This is a genomic window from Nonomuraea sp. LP-02 (genome assembly GCF_036289125.1).
Lineage (GTDB): Bacteria > Actinomycetota > Actinomycetes > Streptosporangiales > Streptosporangiaceae > Nonomuraea > Nonomuraea bangladeshensis.
Genome location: NZ_JAXCLK010000001.1, coordinates 7,393,765 through 7,417,617, shown reverse-complemented (window position 1 = coordinate 7,417,617; position 23,853 = coordinate 7,393,765). Strand labels below are relative to the sequence as shown.

General features: G+C 70.5%; 21 protein-coding genes. 8 read left to right on the top strand and 13 right to left on the bottom strand.

What is annotated here, in order from left to right; translation table 11 throughout:
• Window positions 1–128: 128 nt before the first annotated feature.
• From SMD20_RS34855 to SMD20_RS34845, 3 genes are all read right to left on the bottom strand, one after another.
• Window positions 129–938 carry a ParB/RepB/Spo0J family partition protein gene (locus tag SMD20_RS34855; protein ID WP_091092706.1) on the bottom strand — a complete coding sequence of 270 codons (810 nt, stop codon included), beginning with the start codon at window positions 936–938 and terminating at the stop codon, window positions 129–131.
• Between the two features lie 41 nt (window positions 939–979).
• A complete protein-coding gene (locus tag SMD20_RS34850) occupies window positions 980–1,309 on the bottom strand; it encodes a hypothetical protein (RefSeq protein ID WP_329589468.1) in 330 nt (109 codons plus the stop codon).
• A gap of 557 nt (window positions 1,310–1,866) precedes the next feature.
• Window positions 1,867–2,121 carry a GntR family transcriptional regulator gene (locus tag SMD20_RS34845; RefSeq protein ID WP_329589466.1) on the bottom strand — a complete coding sequence of 85 codons (255 nt, stop codon included), beginning with the start codon at window positions 2,119–2,121 and terminating at the stop codon, window positions 1,867–1,869.
• Window positions 2,122–2,291: 170 nt separating this feature from the next.
• Between SMD20_RS34845 and SMD20_RS34840 the strand changes: the two genes are divergently transcribed.
• The 4 genes from SMD20_RS34840 to SMD20_RS34825 all read left to right on the top strand — a co-directional run bounded on the left by SMD20_RS34840 (window position 2,292) and on the right by SMD20_RS34825 (window position 4,931).
• Entirely contained in the window at window positions 2,292–2,474 is a 183-nt protein-coding gene (locus SMD20_RS34840; protein WP_329589464.1) for a hypothetical protein, read from the top strand.
• Complete coding sequence (locus SMD20_RS34835; protein ID WP_329589462.1) at window positions 2,471–2,761, top strand: hypothetical protein; 291 nt, start codon at window positions 2,471–2,473, stop codon at window positions 2,759–2,761. Before SMD20_RS34840 ends, SMD20_RS34835 begins: the two co-directional genes overlap by 4 nt.
• A gap of 78 nt (window positions 2,762–2,839) precedes the next feature.
• Window positions 2,840–3,877 carry an ROK family protein gene (locus SMD20_RS34830; RefSeq protein WP_329589460.1) on the top strand — a complete coding sequence of 346 codons (1,038 nt, stop codon included), beginning with the start codon at window positions 2,840–2,842 and terminating at the stop codon, window positions 3,875–3,877.
• Between the two features lie 76 nt (window positions 3,878–3,953).
• Window positions 3,954–4,931 carry a zinc-binding dehydrogenase gene (locus SMD20_RS34825; RefSeq protein ID WP_329589458.1) on the top strand — a complete coding sequence of 326 codons (978 nt, stop codon included), beginning with the start codon at window positions 3,954–3,956 and terminating at the stop codon, window positions 4,929–4,931.
• 9 nt (window positions 4,932–4,940) lie between these two features.
• Here SMD20_RS34825 and SMD20_RS34820 read toward each other — a convergent pair whose 3' ends face one another.
• Window positions 4,941–5,390, bottom strand: a complete 450-nt coding sequence (locus SMD20_RS34820) for a nuclear transport factor 2 family protein (RefSeq protein ID WP_329589456.1) — start codon at window positions 5,388–5,390, stop codon at window positions 4,941–4,943.
• Window positions 5,391–5,486: 96 nt separating this feature from the next.
• Between SMD20_RS34820 and SMD20_RS34815 the strand changes: the two genes are divergently transcribed.
• Both SMD20_RS34815 and SMD20_RS34810 read left to right on the top strand, forming a co-directional pair.
• A complete protein-coding gene (locus tag SMD20_RS34815; protein WP_329589454.1) occupies window positions 5,487–6,062 on the top strand; it encodes a TetR/AcrR family transcriptional regulator in 576 nt (191 codons plus the stop codon).
• A gap of 38 nt (window positions 6,063–6,100) precedes the next feature.
• Window positions 6,101–6,733, top strand: coding sequence for a maltokinase N-terminal cap-like domain-containing protein (locus tag SMD20_RS34810; protein ID WP_329589452.1), 633 nt, complete (start codon window positions 6,101–6,103; stop codon window positions 6,731–6,733).
• On the opposite strand, the gene SMD20_RS34805 is transcribed toward SMD20_RS34810, so the two are convergent.
• Genes SMD20_RS34805 through SMD20_RS34795 form a run of 3 tightly spaced genes read right to left on the bottom strand, consistent with a single transcriptional unit; the run spans window position 6,730 to window position 10,396 of the window.
• Window positions 6,730–8,925: a xanthine dehydrogenase family protein molybdopterin-binding subunit gene (locus SMD20_RS34805; RefSeq protein ID WP_329589451.1), complete on the bottom strand. Its 2,196-nt coding sequence runs from the start codon at window positions 8,923–8,925 to the stop codon at window positions 6,730–6,732. The two genes, SMD20_RS34810 and SMD20_RS34805, sit on opposite strands and share 4 nt — an antisense overlap.
• Window positions 8,922–9,950 (bottom strand): FAD binding domain-containing protein, encoded by a 1,029-nt coding sequence (locus tag SMD20_RS34800; protein WP_329589449.1) that lies wholly within the window; start codon window positions 9,948–9,950, stop codon window positions 8,922–8,924. Before SMD20_RS34800 ends, SMD20_RS34805 begins: the two co-directional genes overlap by 4 nt.
• A complete protein-coding gene (locus SMD20_RS34795; RefSeq protein ID WP_329592779.1) occupies window positions 9,947–10,396 on the bottom strand; it encodes a (2Fe-2S)-binding protein in 450 nt (149 codons plus the stop codon). The genes SMD20_RS34800 and SMD20_RS34795 overlap by 4 nt, the downstream gene beginning before the upstream one ends.
• 95 nt (window positions 10,397–10,491) lie before the next feature.
• Here SMD20_RS34795 and SMD20_RS34790 point away from each other — a divergent pair, with 95 nt between their 5' ends.
• Together SMD20_RS34790 and SMD20_RS34785 are read left to right on the top strand one after the other, a co-directional pair.
• Window positions 10,492–11,148 carry a TetR/AcrR family transcriptional regulator gene (locus SMD20_RS34790; RefSeq protein ID WP_329589447.1) on the top strand — a complete coding sequence of 219 codons (657 nt, stop codon included), beginning with the start codon at window positions 10,492–10,494 and terminating at the stop codon, window positions 11,146–11,148.
• Window positions 11,149–11,259: 111 nt separating this feature from the next.
• The gene (locus SMD20_RS34785) at window positions 11,260–12,870 is read left to right on the top strand and encodes a cellulase family glycosylhydrolase (protein ID WP_329589445.1); all 1,611 of its coding nucleotides are present in this window, start codon (window positions 11,260–11,262) and stop codon (window positions 12,868–12,870) included.
• Window positions 12,871–12,910: 40 nt separating this feature from the next.
• On the opposite strand, the gene SMD20_RS34780 is transcribed toward SMD20_RS34785, so the two are convergent.
• The 6 genes from SMD20_RS34780 to SMD20_RS34755 form a co-directional block, all read right to left on the bottom strand.
• Entirely contained in the window at window positions 12,911–14,950 is a 2,040-nt protein-coding gene (locus SMD20_RS34780; protein ID WP_329589443.1) for a sensor histidine kinase, read from the bottom strand.
• 93 nt (window positions 14,951–15,043) lie between these two features.
• Entirely contained in the window at window positions 15,044–19,012 is a 3,969-nt protein-coding gene (locus SMD20_RS34775) for an Ig-like domain-containing protein (protein ID WP_329589441.1), read from the bottom strand.
• 2 nt (window positions 19,013–19,014) lie between these two features.
• Entirely contained in the window at window positions 19,015–20,826 is a 1,812-nt protein-coding gene (locus SMD20_RS34770) for a glycoside hydrolase family 127 protein (protein ID WP_329589440.1), read from the bottom strand.
• Window positions 20,819–21,583 (bottom strand): carbohydrate ABC transporter permease, encoded by a 765-nt coding sequence (locus SMD20_RS34765; RefSeq protein WP_329589439.1) that lies wholly within the window; start codon window positions 21,581–21,583, stop codon window positions 20,819–20,821. The genes SMD20_RS34770 and SMD20_RS34765 overlap by 8 nt, the downstream gene beginning before the upstream one ends.
• A complete protein-coding gene (locus tag SMD20_RS34760; protein ID WP_329589437.1) occupies window positions 21,580–22,494 on the bottom strand; it encodes a carbohydrate ABC transporter permease in 915 nt (304 codons plus the stop codon). The genes SMD20_RS34765 and SMD20_RS34760 overlap by 4 nt, the downstream gene beginning before the upstream one ends.
• Window positions 22,491–23,771: an ABC transporter substrate-binding protein gene (locus tag SMD20_RS34755; RefSeq protein WP_329589435.1), complete on the bottom strand. Its 1,281-nt coding sequence runs from the start codon at window positions 23,769–23,771 to the stop codon at window positions 22,491–22,493. The genes SMD20_RS34760 and SMD20_RS34755 overlap by 4 nt, the downstream gene beginning before the upstream one ends.
• Window positions 23,772–23,853: the final 82 nt, after the last annotated feature.

Below are 23,853 nucleotides of genomic sequence, written 5' to 3'. Positions count from 1 at the left end.
CAAAGCATCCTCCTCGCAGATGAATGACTGCACTATCTCGTAGAGGTACACGGCAAGCGCACCTCTTATTCAGCCTGTTTGGGGGCGAGCCCGACCACGATCTCCCGCCGGCGCAGGAGCGGATACAGTCATCCAATGCGGTTGGCGGCGGTTCGGCCCTTGTTCCAACTCTCGATGACCATCTGGTAGCACTGGCTCTCTCGTGACCCGGTGCCGCTGTTGTTGTAGCCGCCGTTCGACGCGCGGGTCAACGCTTCGGACCTCCAGCGCGCGGCCAACCCTCGCTTGAGCATCTTCTTGGCCAGGTCATCGTCGTCAACATTCGCGCCGTGACGCCCGAGGAACATGGCCACACCCCCCAGGATCACGCCGTCCCAGGACTCCTTGTCCCTCCCCCACGCCAGCTCAACAACCCGCAGTGTTCGATCTAGAACATCGGGTCCATATTGCTTGGTGATCCTCAGCACGGCCGACACTGCGCCGACGCTGTTCGTCGAGCTTGATCCCAAGCCGAGCCGGTGATCCTTCAGTACTCTGTCGATACTCACACAGAGCTCATCCCCTGCGGTCAGCCCGACCCGGTACTCATCCAGAGTGCTGACTTTTGCTGACTCTCGATTCTTGATAAGGAAGAGAGTCGCCTCCTGCTGCTGGTCAAGGCCATAATGGATCTCCGCTTTCAGAGTGCGAAGCCCTCTCAGCTTGCATGCCTCGGTTCGATGCATGCCGTCAACCACATACCGAATGCCGTCGGCACGCTCAGAAACCACGATCGAGCCAAGAGCGTCCACGATCAGCCCATCCGCGATGCTCTTCGCGCGCTTCGGATTGAGCTTACGCTGTGCATCCTCGTCAATTTTCAGCGTGTCGATCTCAACTTCGACACCGTAGTCGACGCGGTGATCCGGCAGTACGTACTGGAAGCGAGACTTGGCCATTCGATGAACTCCGTTCTGGATGCTAGCTGGGCTTCGGCTTTCTAAGGCTCTTGCGGCGGCCCCTGGTGGCTACCGACGCTCTTGAGGAATTCGGTAGCCACCTTCACATCCGTCGTCGACACCGTCCAGCGCTCACTTCCGCTTCGCTTGTCCCAATGCAGGACGGGCAGTGCCGGTTGAGTTCGACGAGCGGCAGCTCGGCGCTGTCCACTCTGATCAGCGATAAAGCCGCCCCACGCGGTGAGGACCACGACCACAACCACCGCAGCCCAGGCCCACATGTTGTACTTCATCTCGGTAGCAAGGTTGACGGCAATGCCCAAGCCAGCCGACATCACAGCGCCCCAAAGTGCCCAGGATTTGCGGCTCATATCCGAGAACCTCTCAGGACGGACTCTCAACGGGGTAGGCCGTCCTGGTCACATGCACGACACCCCACTCAGGCCTGACGAGAGCGTAATTGAGATCCTCAATCGGCACAACCAGAACCTCTAGGAACTAGCATCACAAGTGCCCAACAAGCATTAGCAGTCCGGCATTTGTCCAGGTCACAGCTTCGTCTGCCGTTTGGGATACCTCTCGGCTTCATGACGTACGCTTGACTCGACCTTAGAGCCTCATTCCGCACGACAACCGGACAAAGCTTGCTAATGAGGCATGAATATATCCATTAGAGGTGGTGTCGATGCCCAAGGGCTCGGCTGCCCGGCTGACAGCCGCCGGTCTCCACCACGACACCCTCGCCCCACGGTGACCATGGCCCGCATGCCGACTTGATAACAGCGAGATAACGTCCGCCGGAGTGGCTTCGCTACCTGAAGAGGTCACTCGTGGGCACTCTGGCACCTGGCGAGGTCTCGTGAAGCGACCGCGTCCCAGCGCGCCATCGTCTCTCTTCCAGACTTATTGCCGACAGAGCGGGCGGCTACTACTCCTCCTTGGGCCAGCGATCCCGGGGAGCGACGAAAGTTCCCCGGCCCTGGATGGTGATTACCCAGCCCTCCTCGCGCAGGAGTTCCATCGCACGGCGTACTGAGCCACGAGCGATCCCGTGCTCCTGCTGCAACGAGGTCTCGGAGGGGACCGTCTGCCGTTCTTTCAAGTCGCCCGCCTTGATTCGCTCCCTGATGATCCGGGCCAGCTGCTCATAGATCGGGGTCGGGTCAAGCTGGTCAACTGTCATACCCAGCACGTTAAGTACGTACTTGCAGGGCCTTACATGCGGTACGAGCTGTACGAGCTAGACGGGTTGTACGAGCTGGACGTATGGTTGAAGGGTTGGAGTAAGCAAGGGCCCGTCCGGCGATGCAGCGCCGAGACGGGCCCGTCAATCGGACACGGGAGGTCCGATCCATGAGCAACTCAACCACAGACCTGCGGTTCACGCCCCTGCTGGCCGCCGAGGTTCAGGCCGTGCTCGAAAAGCACGGCTACCGGCTGCCTGCCGGCGGAGATCACGTACAGGCGTTGGTGCTGGCGCGGGTCGAGGTCGCGGTCAAGAACCTCGCCGCGATCTTCGAGGGGAGGACCTGGTGATCCGGTGGGATGGGTTCGCCGACTACCACGGTCAGCACAATGAGCGGCCGAAGCCCGGTCATCTCGTCCTGAACTGGCATGAACCTAGCAACCGGACACAGCGCGTCCGGGTGGTGGCGCACACGTGTGAGTGCCGGGACGTCGTGTACGAGCTCTGTCACGTCGCCGGGCAGGGCTTCGTACGGCGGACCGATCGGATGGAAGGAACGGTGCGCGAGACGGCCTGGACGAGCACGACGGTCGCCCTGGACACCTTTCATCGGATCCTGTTGGGACAGGCGCGATGAGAGCCCGGTAACGGCTCTTGTTGGCGGGACGGGGGGCGGCGATGCTGGGGGGAGGGTCGGCTGGGGTTAGGGGTGGGTATGGGCTCCGGGTCGTGGTGTGTCGTCGGGCTCGACAATGGCGGGAATGCCAATAACGCCACCGTTCTTGATGACGCGGGCCGGTTCCTCGTTCCCGGGATGGTCGAGTCGCCGAGTCGGGTGCGGGAAGGGCCGAAGGCGGCGTTGCGGGCGCTGGTGGAGGCGTTGGAGCAGGTGCTGGAGGTCGCCAACGTACGGCGGGCGGCCGTGGCGGGGGTTGGGCTGGACACGCCGGGGCCGGCCAGTGCGTACGGGGTCATCTCGTCGCGTGGGTCGACGAATTTCCTGCATCCCGAGTGGGCCGGGTTCGATATTCGTACGGCGCTGGAGGATCTGCTGCAGGTGCCAGTTGTGTACAGCAATGATGCCAATGCGGCGGCGTTGTACGCCCATCACACCTATTTCGGGCCGGAGGAGGCGGGGCGGCGGTCGTCGGTGTCGGCGATCGTCGGTACGGGGCTCGGTGGCGGGGTGGTCGAGTCGGGGCAGGTCGTGCGAGGAGCGGCGGGCATGGCCGGGGAGCTTGGGCACATTCCGCTTCCGCCTGGTGGGGTGTTGGAGGACGGGCAGGGGTTGCCGGAGTGCAATTGCGGCAATGTGTGTGATGTCGAGAGTCTGGCTTCGCTGACCGGGATCGAGAAGAATTTGCTGCCCTACTGGCTCGGGCGGTATCCGGGTCATCCGCTCGCGGCTGAGCCGTTACCGGTGGCGGCCAGGGCGTTGCGTGGGTACGCCGAGCGCGAGGATCCGCTGGCGTTGAGTGTGTTCGAGCAGCAGGCGAAGGCTCTCGGGGTGTTGTTCACGATCGCGGCCAACTTCACCGATCCGCACGCGTACTTCCTGGGCGGGGGCGTCGTGGCGGCCGGGGCGCGGTTCCGGGACTGGCTGCTGGGGCGGGTGCGGGCGTACACCGCGCTGCGGGTTGAGCAGCGGGAGGCGGCGGTGTTCGCGCTGGTGCCGGATCTGGACATGGCGGGGGCGCGGGGGGCGGCGATCGCCGCACGCGAAGCCCTGACGCGGAGCCCTCATACAGGTTGACCTCGACCTTACTTGAGGTTGGAGACTGGCGAGGACGGTTTCTCCCGTGATGCCGTGATGAAAGGCGGTCGTCCTCGTGCGTGCGATTCAGGTGGCCTCGTTCGGTGGGCCTGAGGTGCTGGTTCCTGTGGAGGTGCCCGATCCGGAGCCCGGTCCCGGACAGGTGGTGGTCGGGATGGCGGTGGCGGATGTGATCTTCCTGGACACGCTGCTGCGTGCCGGGTGGGGGCAGGAGTTCTTTCCGCGGGAGTTGCCGTACGTGCCCGGCGGTGGCGGCTCCGGTGAGGTGCTGGAGGTCGGCGACGGCGTGGATCCGGCGTGGGTCGGGCGGCGGGTGGTGGCGCGGACGTCCACGGGGTACGCCGAGCGGGTTGTTGCCGGGATCGAGGAGATTGTCGCGATTCCGGACGGGCTGGCGTACGAGCCGGCGGCGGCCCTGGTGCACGACGGCGTGACCGCGCTCGGCATGGCCGGACTGGGCGTGCCCGAGGAGGGGGAATGGGTGCTGGTGTCGGCGGCGGCCGGTGGGGCGGGGTCGCTGCTGGTGCAGCTGGCCGTGGAGGCGGGGGCGCGGGTGGTGGCGGCCGCGTCGAGCGGCGACAAGCTGGCGCTGGCGAAGGAGCTGGGGGCTGAGGCGGACGTCGACTACACGCGGCCGGGCTGGGTCGAGCGGGTGCGGGAGATCACCGGCGGCGGGGCCTCGCTGGTGTATGACGGGGCGGGCGGAGCCCTCGGCACGACGGCGGCCCGAGAGGCGGTGGCGGACGGCGGGCGGTTCGTCACGTACGGGACCAGCGAGGGTTTCGCGTCACCCGACCAGGAGGCGGCCGAGCGCCGGGGCGTGCGACTGTTCTTCCCGCTGATGGAGGGTCCGCCCGCCCCGGAGGTCGCCCGCGAAGGGCTGGAGCGGGCGCTGCGCCTGGGCGCGGAGGGGCGGCTGCGGCCGGCCGTCGGCGCCGTCTACCCGCTTGAACGGGCGGCCGACGCGCATCGGGCACTGGCCGCACGGAAGACGGTGGGCAAGTCGCTGCTGGCGGTCCGGCCCACCGGGTGATCGCCTGAGTCAGCTGAGCGGCAGCGGCGGCTCAGGGTCGCGGCGGGGGCCGAGGATGCGGCGTTCTGACTCCTCCATGCGTACATCGTTGATGCTGGCCTCGCGCCGCCTCATCAGCCCGTTCTCGTCGAACTCCCACTGCTCGTTGCCGTAGCTGCGCCACCACTGGCCAGAGGGGTCGCGGCTCTCGTACTGGAAGCGTACGGCGATGCGGTCGCCGGACACCGCCCACAGCTCCTTGCGCAGCGCGTAGTCCAGCTCGCGGTCCCATTTGCGGCGCAGGAACGCTCGGATCTCGTCGCGGCCTTGGAGGAACTCGTCGCGGTTGCGCCAGACGGAGTCCTCCGTGTACGCCAGCGCGACGCGCTCGGGGTCGCGGGTGTTCCAGGCGTCCTCGGCGGCCTGGACCTTGATCCGGGCGGTCTCCTCGGTGAAGGGCGGGACGGGCGGGCGGGTCATGGGGCCTCCTTGGCGCGGCAAGCGGAGAACGGGCGTTCTCCCGTATCCTAGAGAACGCCCGTTCTCCGAAGCAAGGAGCCACGGGCGAGGGAGGTCATGGAGGTCATGGAGCACGCGGAACGCGTTCTCACCGCGGCTGCGGACCTGTTCTACCGGCGTGGCGTGCGCGCGGTCGGCATGGACGAGGTCAGGGCCGCCTCCGGCGTGTCGCTGAAGCGGCTCTACCAGTGCTATCCGTCGAAGGAGGCGCTGGTGGTGGCGTACCTGGAGCGGCGGGACGAGCGCTGGATGTCCTCGCTCACCGGTTACGTGGCCGGGCGGGCCGACCCGATCGCGGCGGTGTTCGAGTGGCTGGAGCGGTGGTTCGGGGAGGACGACTTTCGCGGGTGCGGGTTCGTCAACGCCTATGGCGAGCTCGGTGCCGAATCCGACGCCGTACGGGAGGTGGTGCGGCGGCACAAGGAGCGGCTGCGCGCGTACCTGCGCGGGCTGGCCACCGAGACGGGGGCGGCGGATCCCGGGCTGGTGGCCGAGCAGCTGCTCGTGCTGATCGACGGGGCCACCGCGGTCGCCATGGTGAGTCCGCGCGAAGCGGCGGCCACGGTGGCCCGCGCGGCGGGCCTGGCCGCCGCCGCCGCACTCACGGCACCGGCTGCCGTCCCGGGGCGATAGCGCCGACAGGGCCGACGACCATGCGACAATCCCCGTTCATGGCCGTCATCCACCAAACAAGCCTCAAACCCACCAAACTCGAACTGCTCACCGCCTGGCTGCCCACCCGCCCCTGGTACCAGGGTGGCGACGGCGTGCCGAACCTGGTCAAGGCCGGTGGATTCCGGCTGGACGACCCGCAGGGCGAGGTCGGGATCGAGTTCATGGTCGTCGCCGACACCTCGGGCGGCGCGCGTCCGACCGCCTATTTCGTGCCGCTCACCTACCGGGGCGCGCCGCTGGACGGGGCGGAGGACGCCCTGGTCGGCACCATGGAGCACGGCGTGCTGGGGCGGCGCTGGGCGTACGACGGCTGCCACGACCCGGTCCTGCTCGCCCAGCTCGCGGCCCTGATCGAGGGCCGGGCGCAGGCCCAGGCCCAGAACGTCAGCGACACCGTCGACCAGGAGGTCAGCCGCGCCTTCAGCGGCGACGTCCTTCCTCGTTTCTCGACCGTGTGGAACGACGACGAGGGCACCGAGCTGAAGGCGGCGGACGGCACGGTCCTGCGGCTGCAGCGGGTGCTGGGGCCGGCCGACGCCCCCGAGGAGGCGATCGGGCACGTCGCCGGCGCCTGGACCCTGCCGGACGGCGTACGGGAGCGCGGCCTGTTCGCCGTCCTGACCCGCTAGCCCGGCAACACCTTGTCGAGGGTGATCGGCAGGTCGAGGACGCGGACACCGGTGGCGTGGCGGACCGCGTTCGCGACCGCCGCCGCCACCCCCGCGATGCTGACCTCCCCGATCCCCACCAGCCCCAGCGGCATGGTCGGGTCCGGCTCGTCCAGATAGTGCACGTCAATCGAAGGCACGTCGGCGTGCACGGGCACGTGGTAGTCGGCGAGGCTCGGGTTCATGATCCGGCCGGTACGCGGATCGACCAGCGTCTCCTCCGACAGCGCCATCCCGAGCCCCATGACGATCCCGCCCCGGAGCTGGCTGGCGGCCGTCTTGGCGTTGACGATCCGGCCCACGTCGAACACCCCGAGCCAGCGCGACACCCGGATCTCGCCGGTGTCCCGGTCCACCCGCACCTCGCAGAAGTGCACCCCGCAGGCGGCCTTCACCAGCCGCCGCCGCTCCAGCAGCGTCCGGATCATGAACACCGGCATGTTGGCCTTCACCTCGGCGGTGACGTGGTCGCGGCCGGCGCGGGTCAGGATCTCCGCGTACGTTCCGGGAGCGCCCCGGCCCAGCCGCCGCACCGTGCGCTTCAGCTTGTCGCAGGCGGCCACGACGCCGGCGGCGACGCTGGCGGTCTGCGTCGAGCCGCCCGCGCCGGGCGCGTCCGGGAGCGAGGAGTCCCCGTACTCGACCCGCACCGACTCCAGGGGCACGCCCAGCTCGTCGGCGGCGATCTGGGCCTGGACGGTCGCCGCGCCCATGCCCATCTCCTGCAGCCCGCAGCGCACCACGACCCGGCCGTCCGCGCCCAGCCGGACGCTCACGTTCGCGGGCAGCACCATCGCCGGATGGTAGGCCGTCGCGACCCCCATGCCGACCAGCCAGCGCCCGTCCCGCATCGCTCCGGCGCGCGGGTCGCGGTCGCGCCAGCCGAAGCGTTCGGTTCCGAGCGCGTACGCCTCCCGCAGCAGCCTCCGCGAGAACCGCTTGCCGTCCACCGGATTGCGTTCGGGCTCGTTGCGCAGCCGCAGCTCCACGGGGTCGAGGCCGAGCTCCCAGGCCAGCTCGTCCATGGCCGACTCGATGGCGAAGGTGCCGATGGCCTCGCCGGGGGCGCGCATGGCGGTGTTGGCCAGCAGGTCGAGCTCGACGACGTGCTGGCGCAGGTGGATGTTGGGCGCGGCGTAGAGGTGGCGGGTGGCGGCGGTGATCGGCTCGGGCATGCCGCCGATCCGCCCGGTCCTGGAGACGCTGGTGTGCACGATCGCGCTCAGCCGCCCGTCGGCGTCCGCGCCGAGCGCGACCCGCTGCGTGCTGGGGGTGCGCCCGCCGACCGTGTGGTAGACGGCCGCGCGGCTGAGCGCGAGGCGTACGGGGCGGCCGACCGCCCGCGCGGCCAGCACGGCGAGCAGCGTCCCCGCCCACACCATGGCCTTGCCGCCGAACCCGCCGCCCACGTACGGCGCCAGCACCCGGACGCCCCGCTCCGGCACGCCGAACCGCATCGCCAGGTGCCTGCGCAGCCAGGCGATGTTCTGGGTGCCCTCGTGCACGGTGAGCCGGTCGCCGTCCCAGACGGCGGTCGTGGCGTGCGGCTCCAGGGCGTTGTGGTGGTAGGGCGGCGTGGTGAAGCGCAGGTCCACGGTCACCGGCGCGGCCTTCAGCGCGGCTTCGGCGTCGCCCTTGTCGGCCTCGCTCTCCTGCAGCAGGTTGCCCTTCTGCGGCACGGCGTTCGGCTCCTCGGCGGCGAAGTCGAGGACGGCGGGCAGCTCCTGGTAGACCGGCCGGACGAGGGCGGCGGCGTGCCTGGCGGCCTGCGGGGTCTCGGCGACGACGACGGCGACCGGCTGGCCGTTCCAGTGCACTTCGTCCGTCGCCAGGTAGTTGACGGACGTCGCCGAGACGAACGTGCTGAGGTCGAGCGGGCTGAACTTCGGCGGCGGCTTCATGGCCGGGGCGTTCTCGTGGGTGAGGACGTCGATCACGCCGGGTACGGCCCTGGCCTCCGCCGTGTCGATCGCGGTGATCCGGCCGCGCGCGACGGTTGCGTGGACGAGGGCGGCGTGGGCCAGGTCGGGGTAGTGGTGCTCGGCGGCGAAGCGGGCCTCGCCGGTGACCTTGGCCCGGCCGTCGACGCGGTCGACGGGCTTGCCGACGTAGGCGGCCGGGGCGGTCGCGCGCTCGGTCTCGGTCGTGGTCATGCGGTCCCCTCCTCGTCGGTCAGGTCGCGCGGCATCCCGGCGATCCCCTCCCCCAGGTCGCGCAGCGTGGCCGCGACGGTGGCGCGGGCCAGGCCGGTCTTGAACGCGTTGCCGGGCCGTACGGCGGCGGGCGCCAGCTCGGCCTCGGCGGCCCGCCGGTACGCCTCCTCGCTCGCCGGCCCGCCGAGCAGCAGCCGCTCGGCCTCCCTGGCCCGCCACGGCGTGGTGGCCACGCCGCCCAGCGCCAGGCGCACGTCGGTGACGACGCCGTCCCTGACCTCCAGCGCGGCGGCCACGGAGACCAGCGCGAACGCGTACGACGCCCGGTCGCGTACCTTGCGGTAGCGGGAGCGGGCGGCGACCGGGACGGGCGGCAGCTCGACCGCCGTGATCAGCTCGTCGGCGGCCAGCGCGGTCTCGACGTGCGGGGTGTCGCCGGGCGGCAGGTGGAACTCGCCGATCGGGATCCGCCGGACGCCGCGCACGCTGCGGGCCTCCACGACGGCGTCGAGCGCGGCGAGCGCGACGCACATGTCCGACGGGTGGGTGGCGATGCAGCTCTCGCTGCCGCCGAGCACGGCGTGGGAGCGGTTGAAGCCGCCGATGGCGTCGCACCCGGCTCCCGGCTCGCGCTTGTTGCAGGCCGACTCGCGGTCGTAGAAGTACGGGCAGCGAGTGCGCTGCAGCAGGTTGCCGCCCACGGTGGCCATGTTGCGGAGCTGCGCGGACGCGCCCGCCAGGATGGCCTGGGCGAGCACCGGGTAGCGGGCGGCCACGCGGCGGTCGGCGGCGAGTGCGCTGTTGCGTACGAGGGCGCCGACGCGCAGGCCGCCGCCGGGCAGGTCGTGCACCTCGTCGAGGGGCAGCGCGGTGAGGTCCACGACGGTGGCGGGGCGCTCGATGCCCTCGCGCATGAGGTCCACCAGGTTGGTGCCGCCGCCGAGGAAACGGGCGCCGGGGTCGGCGGCCACCGCCAGCACGGCCTCGTCCACGTCGGCGGGCTTGAGGTAGGCGAAGGGTCTCATCGGGTCACGTCCTTGATCGCGTCCACGATGCCGTTGTAGGCGCCGCAGCGGCACAGGTTGCCGCTCATGCGCTCCCTGATCTCGGCCTCGTCGAGGGCTGCCGGGTCCGCGCCTGAGGCGGCGTGCTCGGCCAGCATGCCGATGGCCGAGCAGATCTGGCCCGGGGTGCAGTAGCCGCACTGGAGCCCGTCGTGGCGGACGAACGCCTCCTGGAGGGGGTGCGGGGTCACCCCCTCGACCGTGGTGATCTCCTTGCCGTCGTACTGGACGGCGAGGGCCAGGCAGGAGTTGATCCGCATGCCGTCGGCGAGGACCGTGCAGGCGCCGCACGCGCCCTGGTCGCAGCCCTTCTTCACCCCGGTCAGGCCCAGGCGGTCGCGCAGCAGGTCGGCGAGGCTCACCCAGGGTTCGACGTCCAGCTTCTCCTCGGCGCCGTTCACCCGCATCCGTATCTCGGTCACGACGGGGACGCTAACAGAACAGCGTCCGCCTAACAAGAGAACGTTGTTCTTTTAAGTGCCGCCAGTATGCTTGCAGCGACATGACGCGATCGGCATTCCTCCGGGCCAGGCGGCCTGAGCACAAGGAGCAGCGGCGGCAGGCGATCCTCGACGCCGCCCGCGAGCTCGCCGCCGCCTCCGGCGTGCGCACGGTCAGCCTGGGGGCGGTCGCGGAGGCGGTCGGACTGGCCAAGTCCAACATCGTGCGTTATTTCGGCACCCGTGAGGAAATCTACCTCCAGCTCGCCGCCGAGGAGTGGCACGCCTGGGCGGAGGCGGTCACGGCACGCCTCCCCGAGACCACGGATCCGGACGCGGTCGTCACGGCGCTGGCCGAGACGCTCGCCGCCCGCCCGCTCTTCTGCGACCTGCTCGGCAACACCTCCACCAGCCTGGAGCACAACGTCTCCGTCCCGGCCGCGCACGCCTTCAAGCGCACCGTGGTCGACACCGTGACCGAGCTCGGCGCCAGGATCGCGCCCGCGGCCGGCCTCACCCCGGCCGAAGGGCTCGAACTCGCCGCGGCCGCCGCCGGCCTGGCCGGGATGCTCCATCCGGCCGCCAACCCCTCCCCCGTCCTGCTCCAGGTCTACGCCCAGGACCCCGAGCTGGCCGCCTCGTGCCCGGCGTTCGTGCCGACGCTCGTCCGCGGGCTGCGCGCCATCGCGGCCGGGCTGCCCACGCTGCGCGAGAGCTGAAAGTTTCAGCGGCGTCCAGCGCATTCGCCGCCGCGGCGGCCGATTGCTGTACACGGCGGGGATTTCCCAGCACGGTGTGCCTAACCGGTTAACACTGGAGAAGGGACCCCCATGAGGAAACCCATCGGGCTCGTGGCGGCGGCGTTCCTGTCGCTCCTCGTCTCGATGCTCGCCGCCCCTGCCCCCGCGCACGCCGCGGTCGGGCTGCGGGTCAGCGGCACCAAGATCGTGGAAGCCAACGGGAACGCGTTCGTGATGCGCGGCGTCAGCCACGCGCACACGTGGTACACGAGCCAGACGAGCTCCTTCGCCAACATCAAGGCGCTGAAGGCCAACACCGTCCGCGTGGTGCTGAGCGGCGGCCGGTGGACGCCGAACGCCGCCTCCGACGTGGCCAACGTCGTCTCGCTGTGCAGGCAGAACCGGTTAATCTGCGTGCTCGAAAACCACGACACCACGGGCTACGGCGAGCAGAGCGGCGCGTACACGCTGGACCAGGCCGTCACCTACTGGAACAGCGTGAAGAGCGCGCTCACCGGCACCGAGGACTTCATCATCATCAACATCGGCAACGAGCCGTACGGCAACAACAACGTCTCCGGCTGGACCAGCGCCACCTCCTCGGCCATCGCCCGGATGCGCACCCTCGGCTTCCAGCACCTGCTCGTCGTGGACGCGCCCAACTGGGGCCAGGACTGGCAGTTCACCATGCGGGACAACGCCGCCACCGTGGCCGCCGCCGACCCGCAGCACAACACCGTCTTCGCCATCCACATGTACGGCGTCTTCGACACCGCCGCCGAGATCACCGCCTACCTCGACGCCTTCCAGAGCGCGGGCCTGCCGCTGATCATCGGCGAGTTCGGCTTCAACCACTCCGACGGCAACCCCGACGAGGACACCATCATGGCCCAGGCCCAGCAGCGGGCCCTCGGCTACATCGGCTGGTCGTGGAGCGGCAACGGCGGCGGCGTCGAATACCTCGACATGGTCACCAACTTCGACCCCGCCCAGCTCACCTCCTGGGGCCAGCGCATCTTCAACGGCGCGAACGGCATCGCGTCCACCTCGCGCGAGGCCACGTTCTTCAGCGGCGGCAGCAGCGACACGACCCCGCCGACCACGCCGGGCACGCCGTCGGCCGCGAACGTCACCTCCTCCGGCGCCACCCTGTCCTGGACGGCCTCCACCGACACCGGCGGCTCGGGCGTGGCGGGCTACGACGTCTACCGCGAGCAGGGCGCGACCGACCCGCTGCTCGGGACGTCGGCGACCAACTCGATCACGCTGACCGGGCTGTCGGCCGCCACGCAGTACCAGGTGTACGTACGCGCCCGCGACGTCGCCGGCAACACCTCCGCGGCCTCCGCGACGACCACGTTCACCACCCTGCAGGGCGGCGGCCCGAGCGGCGGCTGCACGGCGGCCGGGACGGTGCAGAGCCAGTGGAGCGGCGGCTACGTGGTGCAGCCGGTCACGGTGACCAACACCGGCACCTCGGCCACCACCGCCTGGACGGTCACCTTCACCCTGCCCGCCGGTCACACCCTGGCCGGGTCGTGGAACGCCACGGTGAGCGTCAGCGGCCAGACGGTCACGGCCAAGAACGCCGGCTACAACGGCAACCTGGCCCCGAACGGCTCGACCAGCTTCGGCTTCCAGGTGACCCGTCCGGGTGGCAACACCGCGACGGTCTCCTCCTACACCTGCGCCGCCTCCTGAACGCGGCCCCGGTCCTCGCCGTGATGGCGAGGACCGGGCTCTACGCCAGCGCCTCGGAGGGAGCGGTGAGGAGCGGGAACATCACCTCGACCCGGGTGCCCCCGCCCGGCTCGCCGCTCACCACGCAGATGCCGCCCAGCTCGGCCGCCCGCTCCCGCATCGACCCGAGCCCGACGCCCGACCGTACGGACTCGGGCAGCCCCTTGCCGTCGTCGGAGACGAGCACCCGCAGCCCCGACCGCTCCCGCTGGAGCACGACCCGGGCGGTGGAGGCCGCCGCGTGCTTGCGCACGTTCGTCAGGGCCTCCTGGACGATCCGGTAGACGGCCACCTCGACGGCGGCGGGCAGCCGGCTCAGGTCGCCCTCGACCTCCGCCTCGACCGCGATGCCCGGCGACGAGCGCTCGGCGAGGTCGCGTACGGCGCGGGCCAGGCCGAGGTCGTCGAGCGCGGGCGGGCGCAGCCCGTAGACCAGCTCGCGGATGTCGCCGGTGACGGCGGCCATGCCGGTGTGCAGCTCGCGCAGCAGCTCGTCGGCGGTGTCCGGCGAGTCGGCGAGGCTGAGCCTCGCCATGTTGATGGTCATCGCCATGGCCGACAGGGTCTGGCCGAGCCCGTCGTGCAGGTCGCGGCGCAGGCGGCGGCGCTCCTCCTCGCGCGTGGTAAGGATGCGCTCGCGTGAGCGCTGCAGGTCGGCGGCCATGCGCACGGCGTGGGCCACGTCGGCCGCGTACGGGGTGAGCGTGGCCAGCACCCGCTCGTTGTGCGCGGCCGGGAACCTGCGCGGCCCCGGCGGCCCGACGAGCAGCCGCCCCACCCGCTCCCCGTGCCAGATGAGCGGCACCTCGCGCGGGGTGTCGCCGACCCGGCCGCTCTCGACGTAGCGGGGCTCGCCGTCGGCCACCTCGACGGCCACGCCCTCGACCGCCAGCCCGTCGCGCAGCACGCCGACCACGGAGGTGAGCGCGTTGGCCGGGTCGCCGCGGCGTACGGCCTGGGTGAGACGCTCGGCGAGCAGGGCCGGGTCGCCGACGGAGCCGTACAGCAGCCGGTCCACGGCCCGCTGGAGCAGGCGGCGCAGCGGCTGGAAGAACGCCCCGGCGAACAGCGCGGCGGCCACCCCGGCGACCTGGGCGTAGCCGGAGACCACCAGGCTGGACAGCGCGCCCGCGCCGAAGTAGACCGCGCTGACCACGGCCACCACGCCGGCCGCCACGAAGGCGCGGCTGATCACCGTGTCGATGCCGTAGAGCCGGTAGCGCATCACCGAGAACGCCAGCGCACAAGGGATCGCCGCCGCCCACACGGTCGACGCCCACAGCAGCTCATCGACGAAGACCGCGACGACCAGGAAGACGATGTAGCCGGTGAAGGCCAGCAGCGGCCAGCCGATCTGCCGCCGCAGCACCGGGTCGGCCCCGCGCAGCCGCACCGCCAGCGAGAGCGCGGCCAGCGCCATCGCGACGTAGATGCCGGTCCAGCCGATCGCCGACAGCGTGCCGAGATGAGGGGTGAGCGCCGGCACGGCCAGCGGGTTGGGGATGACCTCGGGGTACGGGTAGCCCGCCGCCGGCGGCGGCTCCCTGAAGGTGGCGCGCACGAACGTGATCGTGATCGCCGCCCAGCCGAGCAGCAGCGCCGGCCGCCAGCGCGGCGACGGCAGCCGCCCGTCGGGCGAGTAAAGAGGCAGCAGCATGGTGAGCGTCAGCCCGCACACCGCCCACCCGACGGACGCCGGTAACCGCATCCAGCCGGCGAGGGCCAGGTCACCCGCGGCGGCGGCGCGGAACATCAACGCGTCCGACAGGTCGCTGACCGCCGCCGCGAGCCCGCCGACGCACATGAGCCAGGCCAGGTTGAGCCGCGGCCGGTGCACGACGAGGAACGCGCCCACGGCGGGGAAGGTCAGGGCGACCGCCGACTGCGGGGAGACGGTCTGCTCCGGCGTCCACTCGGCCGGCAGCCCGGCCCACACCAGCCAGGATGTGACGCCGAGCACCGGCGAGACAGCGGCCATGATCACCGCGACCAGCCGCGCGGGCGTGGCCTTCCCGATGCCGTCGGCGAGTCGGCCGCTCATGCGCCCTCCGTCCTCCGGGCCCGGCAGGAGGGGTCCGGCAGATGGCATTATGCCCTGGCCCCATGAACCCATAGGGCCAGGACAATATAGGCGCTACTGGACGGTGACCGTCGCCTTCGCCGGCAGGGTCGTCCCCTGTGCCTGCCCGGTCACGGTGAACGTGCCGGGACGGGCGTACTTGTCGGGGTCGATCGCCTCCCATGTCACCGGCACCGAACTGTCCTTCGAGCCGTCGTTGAAGGTCGCGATCACGGTGCCGGGCAGGGCGGGCGCGACCCCGGCCCGCGTGGTCACGCTCTCCTCCGCGATCGAGGTGACGGTCACGGCGGCACTGACCCGGACGTGCACGGTGGCCTCCACCGACCCGCGCACGCCCTCGGCGAGCCCGGCGACGGTGAAGCTCCGGCCGCCGGTCGCGACCTGATCGGGGGTGACCTGCTGCCAGGTGACCGCGGCCCGGCCGCGCCCGCCGTCGGCGTACGTGGTCTCGACGGTGGCGGGCAGCTCCGGCAGCGCGCCCGCCAGGGTGGGGACGTGCACCGGGCGGACCGCGTCGGGCGGCACCGCGTACGCCTTGACCTCCAGCAGCCCGACCGAGGCCGCGCCCGACACCAGCCGCACGCGCAGGCGCGAGGTGGTGACCGCGTCGAAGGAGACCGCGTTGTAGGCGTCCGCGGCGACCGGGTACGTGCCCGGGATGTCGACGAAGGCGGTTCCGTTCCAGTACTGGAGCTGCCAGGAGGCGGGCACCCGCACGCCTCCGCCGTCGTCGAAGAAGTACACCTCGGCCTGGTCCAGCCGGACCGGCTCGGGCCAGTCGAGCTGGACCCACTGCGTGCCCTGCTGCGGCCAGGTGCCCCAGCGCGGGTTCGCGGCGTCGTTCGAGCTCGCCGGGTCGATGCCGTCGTTGATCGCGGTGACCTTCTCCCAGGGCGAGGTGTAGGAGGCGGTGGGCGTGGCGTAGGGGGCCACGTTCGCCCGCTCGCCCTGGGCCGTGGCGGTGACGGTGACGCTCGCGGCGGCGCTCTTCGCGCCGTCGCTCGCGGTCAGCTTCAGCGTGTACGTCCCCGGCTCCGAGAACGCGACCACGGTGGACGTGCCGGCCGGCTCGGCGAAGAACGCCTCCCCCGGCCCGTCGACCTTGGACCACTGGGTGGTGAGCGTCCCCGACGGCAGCCCGTCGTCCTCCACCACGGCCTCGATCCTGACCTGGCCCGGCCGGTTGAAGGCGGTGTCCGGCACCGCCAGCACGGACGGCGCCCGGTTGGCCGCCGGACGGGCGCCCTGACCGGTCAGGTACGCCTGCACCTCCTTCAGCCCGGCCGCCTGCCCAGGACGGGCGGTGGGCAGCACCCGCAGCTTCGCCGTGGTGACGGCCGGGAAGCGTACCTCGTTGAGGTTCGCCCGGGGATAGGCGGGAGTGCGCGCCTGGCCGGGAACGTCCTTCCAGGCTCCGGCGGCGTCCTGGTACTGGACGCGGTAGACCGCGGGCTCGGCGTAGCGCTTGCGGTCGGCGTAGAAGTAGAGCCTGACCAGGTCCACCTTGCGCCGCCCGCCGAGGTCGGTCTCCAGCCAGTCGCCGCCGCCCCAGTACGGCTCGTTGATCGTGAACCCGTCCGCGGCCCCGGTCGCGTCGCCCGAGGCGGCGGTGGCCGAGGCGACCAGGTTCGGCCGGGTGGAGCGCAGGTCCACCCCGGCCTTCTGGAACAGGTCGGTGACGCGCTCGCCGTCCAGCTCCACCTGGGTGGGCGCCTTCATGGACGGGGCCTTCTCCGCGTGCGTCGCGACGGCGCCCTCGACCTGGCCGGTCCGCGGGTCCCAGATCGCGTGCCGCAGCTCCGGCAGGGTGACCTTGCGCTTGCCGTCGATCAGGATCGAGTAGCCCTCGGGCACGCCGGCGTAGTGCTTGGTCCCGTCGCCGGGCTTGTCCCAGACGATGGTGAGGTCGTCGCCCCGGTAGTCGACGCCGTTGACGGTGAAGTGGTCCCAGCCGATGTCCACCGGCCACAGCTCGACCTTGCCGTCCGAGCGCGGGCGCAGGCCCATGACGTCCTCGATGACCGTCCAGTTGCTGCTGCCCAGAATCGTGTGGTGGATCCAGGACCGGTAGCCGATCGTCTTGGTGTCCGGCTTCCAGTCCGCCCAGAACTCGTTGGCGTCGGGGTAGCGGGTGTCGCCGCCGACGTACTGCGACCAGGCGTTCCAGTAGAGGAGCTGCTTGTACTGCGCGGCCGTCAGGTACGGCGAGGCGTACTCGCGCAGCGCCTTCGAGAACAGCGCGAAGTTCCGCGTCGAGTTGATCTGCGAGAAGTTGTTCGACCCCGGCTTGCCCTGGGCGGCCGCCTCGGCCTTGTCCTTCTGGTTGGCGGTGTACGCCGGGAAGATCGGGTACTCCGCCGGGTCGGCCCACAGCCGCAGCGCCTCCCGGTACTTCGGGTCGTCGGCGGGCACCAGGCCGGTCGCGAACGGGATGTAGTTGTTGGACTCCTTCCAGGGGATGAGGTTGCCGGTCTGCAGGTCGCGGTGCTTGAACAGCTTGTTCTGCTCGTCCCAGAGCAGGGTGAGGATGCCGTTCTTCACCTTGTCGGCCACGGCGCGCAGCTCGGCGGCCTTGGCCTGGTCGCCGCTCAGCTCGTACGCCTGCGCCGCCGCCATCGCGTTGGCGTGGACGTAGGCGCCCTCCAGCCGCTCGTTGGCCCGGTCGTAGTAGTGGAAGGAGACGGCGTCGGCGTCGTTGCCGGTCATGGCCTCCCAGTCGTACTCGATGACGCCGTTGCCGTTGGAGTCGTAGGCGGCGAGCTGGCCGCGTACGTCCTTCTCCGCGTAGCGGGCCAGGTTGCGCAGGATCGCGGGCTGCCCGCCGTGGATCTGGTAGCTCTCCAGGGCCGCGGCCGAGATGTACTGCGTGTAGCTGTTCGACCAGTTCTCCGGGTCGCCCGGGTTGTCGGTGTACTTGGAGTTGCGCGAGACCTCGCCCGCCGACACCCACGGCCCGTACGAGTAGATCGGGTCGCGCAGGTACTTCAGGTCCTGCACGAACATCGGCACGGTCAGCACGATCGCGTTGTTGTAGCCGAGCGCGCCCTCGACCGACGTCGGGAACTGGAAGTCGTTGCCCGGGATGTCGGCGTCGAGGAAGTTGAAGCGCATCAGCCACCAGCGGTAGTAGACGAACTTCTTGATGTTCTCGTCGGGCACGTCGATATACGGCAGGTTCTCCGCCCACCAGGCGTTGTAGTCCTGGAGCTGGCGGCGCAGCGCCTGCTGCGGCGAGCGGTCCCGGTAGGCGTCGTACTCGGCGCGCGAGCCGGGCAGCTCCTCGGTGACGAAGCCCATCTGCACCTTCGTGCGGACGGTCCGGCCGGGGCCGACCGTGAGCGTGCCCTTGAGCTCGCCGCCGGCCGCCTTCAGCCCGTCGCCGCTCAGCCTGGGGAAGATCGTGGTCAGCTTGTTCCTGGCCGCGACGACGCCGGTCAGCTCGCGCTCGCCGTCGGCGGTCCGCGCGTACGGCGAGGTCACGGTCACCGGGACGGTCCGCGCGGCCGTGCCGGTGTTGGTGATCTCCAGGGTGGTGACGGCCACGTTCTCGGCGGTGACGAACTTCTTGACGCCGACCGACAGCCCGTCACCCGCGTAGACGCCGCTCCAGTGGCTCGGCATCTGCAGCCGCTTCGGCACGTCCTCGGCGAGCGCCGTGCCCAGCGAGACCGTGTACGCGTCCCGGTCGTCGATGCTCTCCCAGTACGCGACCGCCCCGCCGAACCCGATCTTCGCCGGGTCGTGCGTCTTCATGAACAGCGCCCGCCCGCGCGACATCAGCCACGTCCCCGCCGGGTCGTCCCCCGGCCGGGCGAGCATCCGGTCGATCCAGTACGAGTCGCCGCCCTTCTCCTTGGCGTAGATCGCCTTCATCATCCGCCGCGGGTCGTACTCGACCGGCTCGTCCGGCACCGGATCGGCGCCCGTGAACACCGGCATCCCCAGCTCGGCGGAGGCCCCTGCGGGCGAGACCATGAGCGACGCCGTGAGCGCCAGCACCGTGAGCAGTGCCCTCTTCCGCATGGTCACTCCCCCGCCCCGACCGGCAGCCAGACACGCATGGTCGCGGGGCCGCGATTGCCCCACCGGTGGTACGGCACCAGCCGCAGACCGGCGTCCGCACCCGAAGGACGCCCGTCCGGCTCGTGGCCGTACGGCCAGCCCGGCGACCCGCCGCCGCCGCCGAGCGACGCGGCGACCTCCAGCTCGACCACCCCGTCCACATGGTGCTCCACGGGCGGAGCCACGTGGGCGGCGACGTCGCCGAGCGGCGGCTCGTCGGCCACCGACTCCGCGCAGTAGACGAGCGGCCCGCGCTCCACGGCGGCGCTGCCCCGCAGCGCGTCCACGCGCCGGTCGGGGAACGTCCAGCGCGGCGCCATCGGCAGCTCCAGCCGCAGCTCGTCGCCGGTCCGCCAGGGGCCGTCGGCGACCGCGTACCCGGGGGCGACCTCGCGGACCTCGCCGCGGTGTGTGAGCCGCGCGCCCTTCGCCCAGGCGGGGACGCGCAGGGCGATCCTGCCCCTGCCGCCGGTCAGCGCCCGTACGGTCACCGCGCCGTCCCACGGGTAGCCGGTCTCCACCTTGACCGCGAGCTCCCCGTGCCGGATCTCGGCCGGGGTCGGGTGGTGGATCTGGATGCCGTCCGCCGTGGCCGTGGCGACGTACGCGGGCAGCGAGGCCAGCGTGCGGGCGATGTTGTTCGGGCAGCAGGCGACGTCGAACCAGGGCGAGCGCAGCCCGCCCTCGGGGGCGTGGTTCACCCCGTCGAGCGGCACGGCCGGCACCCGCACCTGCAGCGGGTTGGCGTAGAAGAACGAGCGGCCGTCCAGCGCGACGCCGGTGGCCAGCATGTTGTAGAGCGTCCGCTCGGCCAGGTCGGCGTAGCGCACGTCGCCGGTCGCCAGCAGCAGCCGGTGGGACAGCATGACGGAGGCGATGCTCGCGCAGGTCTCGTTGTAGGCCCGGTCGGGCGGCAGCTCGTAGTCCTCGCCGAACGACTCGTCCGCGTGGCGCGAGCCCATGCCGCCGGTCAGGTGCGTACGCCGGGCGACCGTGCGCTCCCACTGCGCCTCGACCGCCTTCAGCAGCTCCTCGTCGCCGGTCTCGACGGCCACGTCCACCACGCCGGAGGCCAGGTAGAGCGCCCGTACGACGTGGCCGCGGAACACCTGGGCCTGCCGTACCGGCAGGTCGTCCTGGTAGTAGGCGCGGCCGAAGGGGATGTCGGCGAGCGCGGGCAGGCCGCGGCGCTCGACGAAGCGGCGGGCCATCTCCAGGTAGCGCTCGGTCCCCGTCACCCGGTACAGCTCGACCAGCGCCATCTCGATCACCGGGTGCCCGCAGGTCTGCGTGCCCTCCATGAAACGGCGGCACACGTGGTCGGCGGCGCGCAGCGCGACCCTGGTCAGCGTGTCCTCGCCGTGCGTGCGCAGCCGGGCCACCCCGGCCTGGATGAGGTGGCCGTAGCAGTAGAGCTCGTGGCCCCACTCCAGGTCGGTGTAGCGGCTGCCGGACCAGCGGGTGTTGAGGTAGCCGTCGCCCTCCTGCGCGCCCGCCACGATCTCGGCCAGCGCGGGCAGCCCCGGATGGTCCGCCCAGGCCATGGCCTCCAGCAGCTTGTAGATCTCCGAGTCGCTGAACTCGCGGCCCCGCCTCGGGCGCTCGCCGCGGAAGTTGCCGATCCAGCCTTCGCGCTCTTCCCATTCCTGGCAGTGGGCGATCGTGACCTCGCGGTTGAGCGCCACCCGGTCGCCCCAGAAACCGGGCGAGAGGCGTACCGCGTCGAGTCCGAGGGGGGACAGGACGCCCGAGGAGGGCAGGACGGGATTAGCCACGCAGAGCTCCTGACATGAATCCGCGCACGTAGTGGCGCTGCAGCACGATGAACAGGACGAGACAGGGGATGGCCATGACCATGACGCCGGCCTGGAGCATGCCGTAGTCGACGGCGCCGAACGTGCGCTGCGTCATGCTGACCACGGCCACCGGCAGCGTGAACGACGCGCCGTCGTTGAGCAGGATGAGCGGCGCGAAGAAGTCGTTCCACGAGGCGAGGAAGGCGAACAGCCCGACCGTGATCAGCGCCGGCCGCACCGCCTTCAGCAGGATGCTGGAGAAGGCGCGGAACGTGCCGCAGCCGTCCACCAGCGCCGCCTCCTCCAGCTCGCGCGGCAGCGCCTCGAACGCGTTGCGCATCATGAACAGCGCGAACGGGAGCTGGAACATCACGAACACCAGCGACAGCCCGACGAGCGAGTTCTGCAGGCCGAGGTAGCCGAGCAGCACGTAGAGCGGGATGAGGATGGTCGCGTACGGCACCATGAGGATCGCCAGCGTGGCGAGGAACAGCACGTTCTTGCCGGGGAAGTCGAAGCGGGCGAAGCCGTAGCCGCCGAGCGCCGAGACGACCAGCGTGCCGGCCACGGTCATGACCGAGACGAGCACGCTGTTGGTCGCGTACGTGCCGAGCCCCTCGCCGAAGCCGGCCATCTCCAGGTAGTTGGACGGGTCCTCCAGCGACGCGTAACCGCTCCACACCAGCGGGAACAGGAACAGCACCGCCAGCGCCGACAGCGTGAGATAGCGGCTCATCGCAGCCTCCGCATCATGAACGTGTTGAGGCCGACGAGGGCCACGAGCAGCACGACCGACAGCGCCGCCGCGCCGCCGAGGTCGAAGCGGAAGAAGGCGTCCCGGTAGACGACCATGACCATCGACACCGTGCTGTTGTCCGGGCCGCCGTTGGTGAAGACGAAGAACTGGTCGAAGGCGAGCAGTGAGCCCGTCACGCTGAGGATGAGCATCAGGGCCAGCGTCGGGCGCAGCAGCGGCAGGGTGATCCTGGTGAAGATCTGCCGGCGGTTGGCGCCGTCGCTGCGGGCGGCCTCGTACACCTCGGTGGGGATGGCCTGCAGGCCGGTGAGCAGGATGAGCATGTTGAACCCGGCGAAGCGCCAGATCACCAGCGTGATCGTGGAGAACAGCGCCATGTTCGGGGTGCCGATCCACTTGACCGGCTCGCTGGTGAGGCCGATGGCCTGGAGCATCGGGTCGATGGGGCCGAAGTCGTTGTTCAGCAGGCCGTAGAACAGCAGGCCCGCCGCGGCGAAGCCGACCGCGCCCGGCAGGAAGAACGCGGTGCGGAAGAACCCGATGCCCGGCCTGCGGTCCTGCACCAGCAGGGCCAGCCCGAGCGCCACCGCCGACAGCAGGACGGTGGTGAGGGCGGTGTACTTCAGCGTGAAGAGCACCGCGTCGACGAAGAGCGGGTTGTCGGCGATCTTGGTGTAGTTGTCCGGCGCGTTGAACGCCGGGGCGCCGAGCAGGGGCCAACGGTTGAGCGACATCCAGACCACCAGCACCAGAGGCGCGATGAAGAGCACGCCCACGATGACGGCCGTCGGGGCCGCGTACAGCCAGCCCTGGATCCTTCTGCTCCGCCACCGGGCGGAGGGCGCGCCGTGGGCCGCCCGCCGCCCGGAACGGGTCATCGTCAAGGTCATTGCTGCAGCGACTTCGTGATCTCGGCGTTGAGCTGCGGGAGCTTGGAGGCGTCGCCGAAGACGGCCTCACGGGCGTAGCGCAGCCACGGGCCCTGCGGGTCGTTGAAGGTCTGGCCGAAGCGCAGGGCGTACGGGGTCTGGCCCTTGGCCACCAGCGAGTTGATCAGCACCACGCGCGGGTCCTCGGACGAGTACTTGTTGCTCGCCAGGTCGGTGCGCGCGAGCACGTCCTTGTTCTTGGCCATGACCTCGACCTGGGCCTCGTCGCCGACCGTCCAGGACAGGAACTCCCAGGCGGCGTCGGCGTTCTTGGTGGTGGAGCTGATGCCGATCGAGTCGCCGCCGACGAACGTCGACTCGCCGCCGTCGGGGCCGGCGATCGGGGCGACGCCGATCTTCATCTCCTTCGGCATGAGGCCGAGCGTGGTCGAGGGCATCGGCATGACGCCGATCTCGCCCTTCGGGAAGAAGCCCGTCCAGGTCGGGCCCTGCTCCTCCTTGGCGGTCGGGCCGGTGACCTTCTTCTCGTACAGCTCGCGCCAGATCTTGAAGACGTCGGTCATGGCCGGCTGGTCGTTGAGCGACTGGGTGCCCTCGGCGTTCATGACCTGGCCGCCGGCGGCCCAGACGGAGGGCCAGAAGGTGAAGACGTAGCAGCCGCCGCAGTTGCCGCCGAAGAACGTGCCGTGGACCTTGCCGTCCTTGCCCAGCTTCTCCTGGACGGTGGTGGCCTGCTGGGCGAACTCCTTCAGCGACTTCGGGCCCTGCTCGGGGTCGAGGCCGGCCTTCTCGTACAGGTCCTTGTTCCAGAACCAGACCGACAGGTCGAGGGTGTGCGGCAGCGTGTACATGCGGCCGTCGAGCGTGCCCAGCTTGATGTGCGAGGGGGCGAGCTTGTCCTTGTACGGCAGAGCCGCCAGTCTGTCGGTGATGTCCAGGAACAGGCCCTGGGAGGTGTAGTTCGGCACGAAGATGACGTCGGCCGCGAACACGTCGGGGAGCTGCTTGGCCCCGGCCGCGGCGGCGATGCGGGGCTGATAGTTGTCCGTCGGGATGACGGTGAGCTTGACCTGGTTCTTATGGGTCTTGTTGTACTGCTGGACCAGCCGCTCGCTCTGGGTCTGCGTGGCGGCGCGGGTCCACATCGTGATCGTGACGGGGCCCGCCTCCTGAGCTCCGCCGTCGCCGCCGTTCCCGCTGTTTCCGCTGTTTCCGCAGGCCGCCGCTGTGAGCGCTAACACACCGAGAAGGGAGATCCCGGCCAGCCTTCGTCTCATGTTGTGCTCCTGGACTTAAAGGTTTTCGGAAACGTAGAAGAAACACGGACCTCTGTCAATGGGTGCTAGGGTGCTAAGCAGT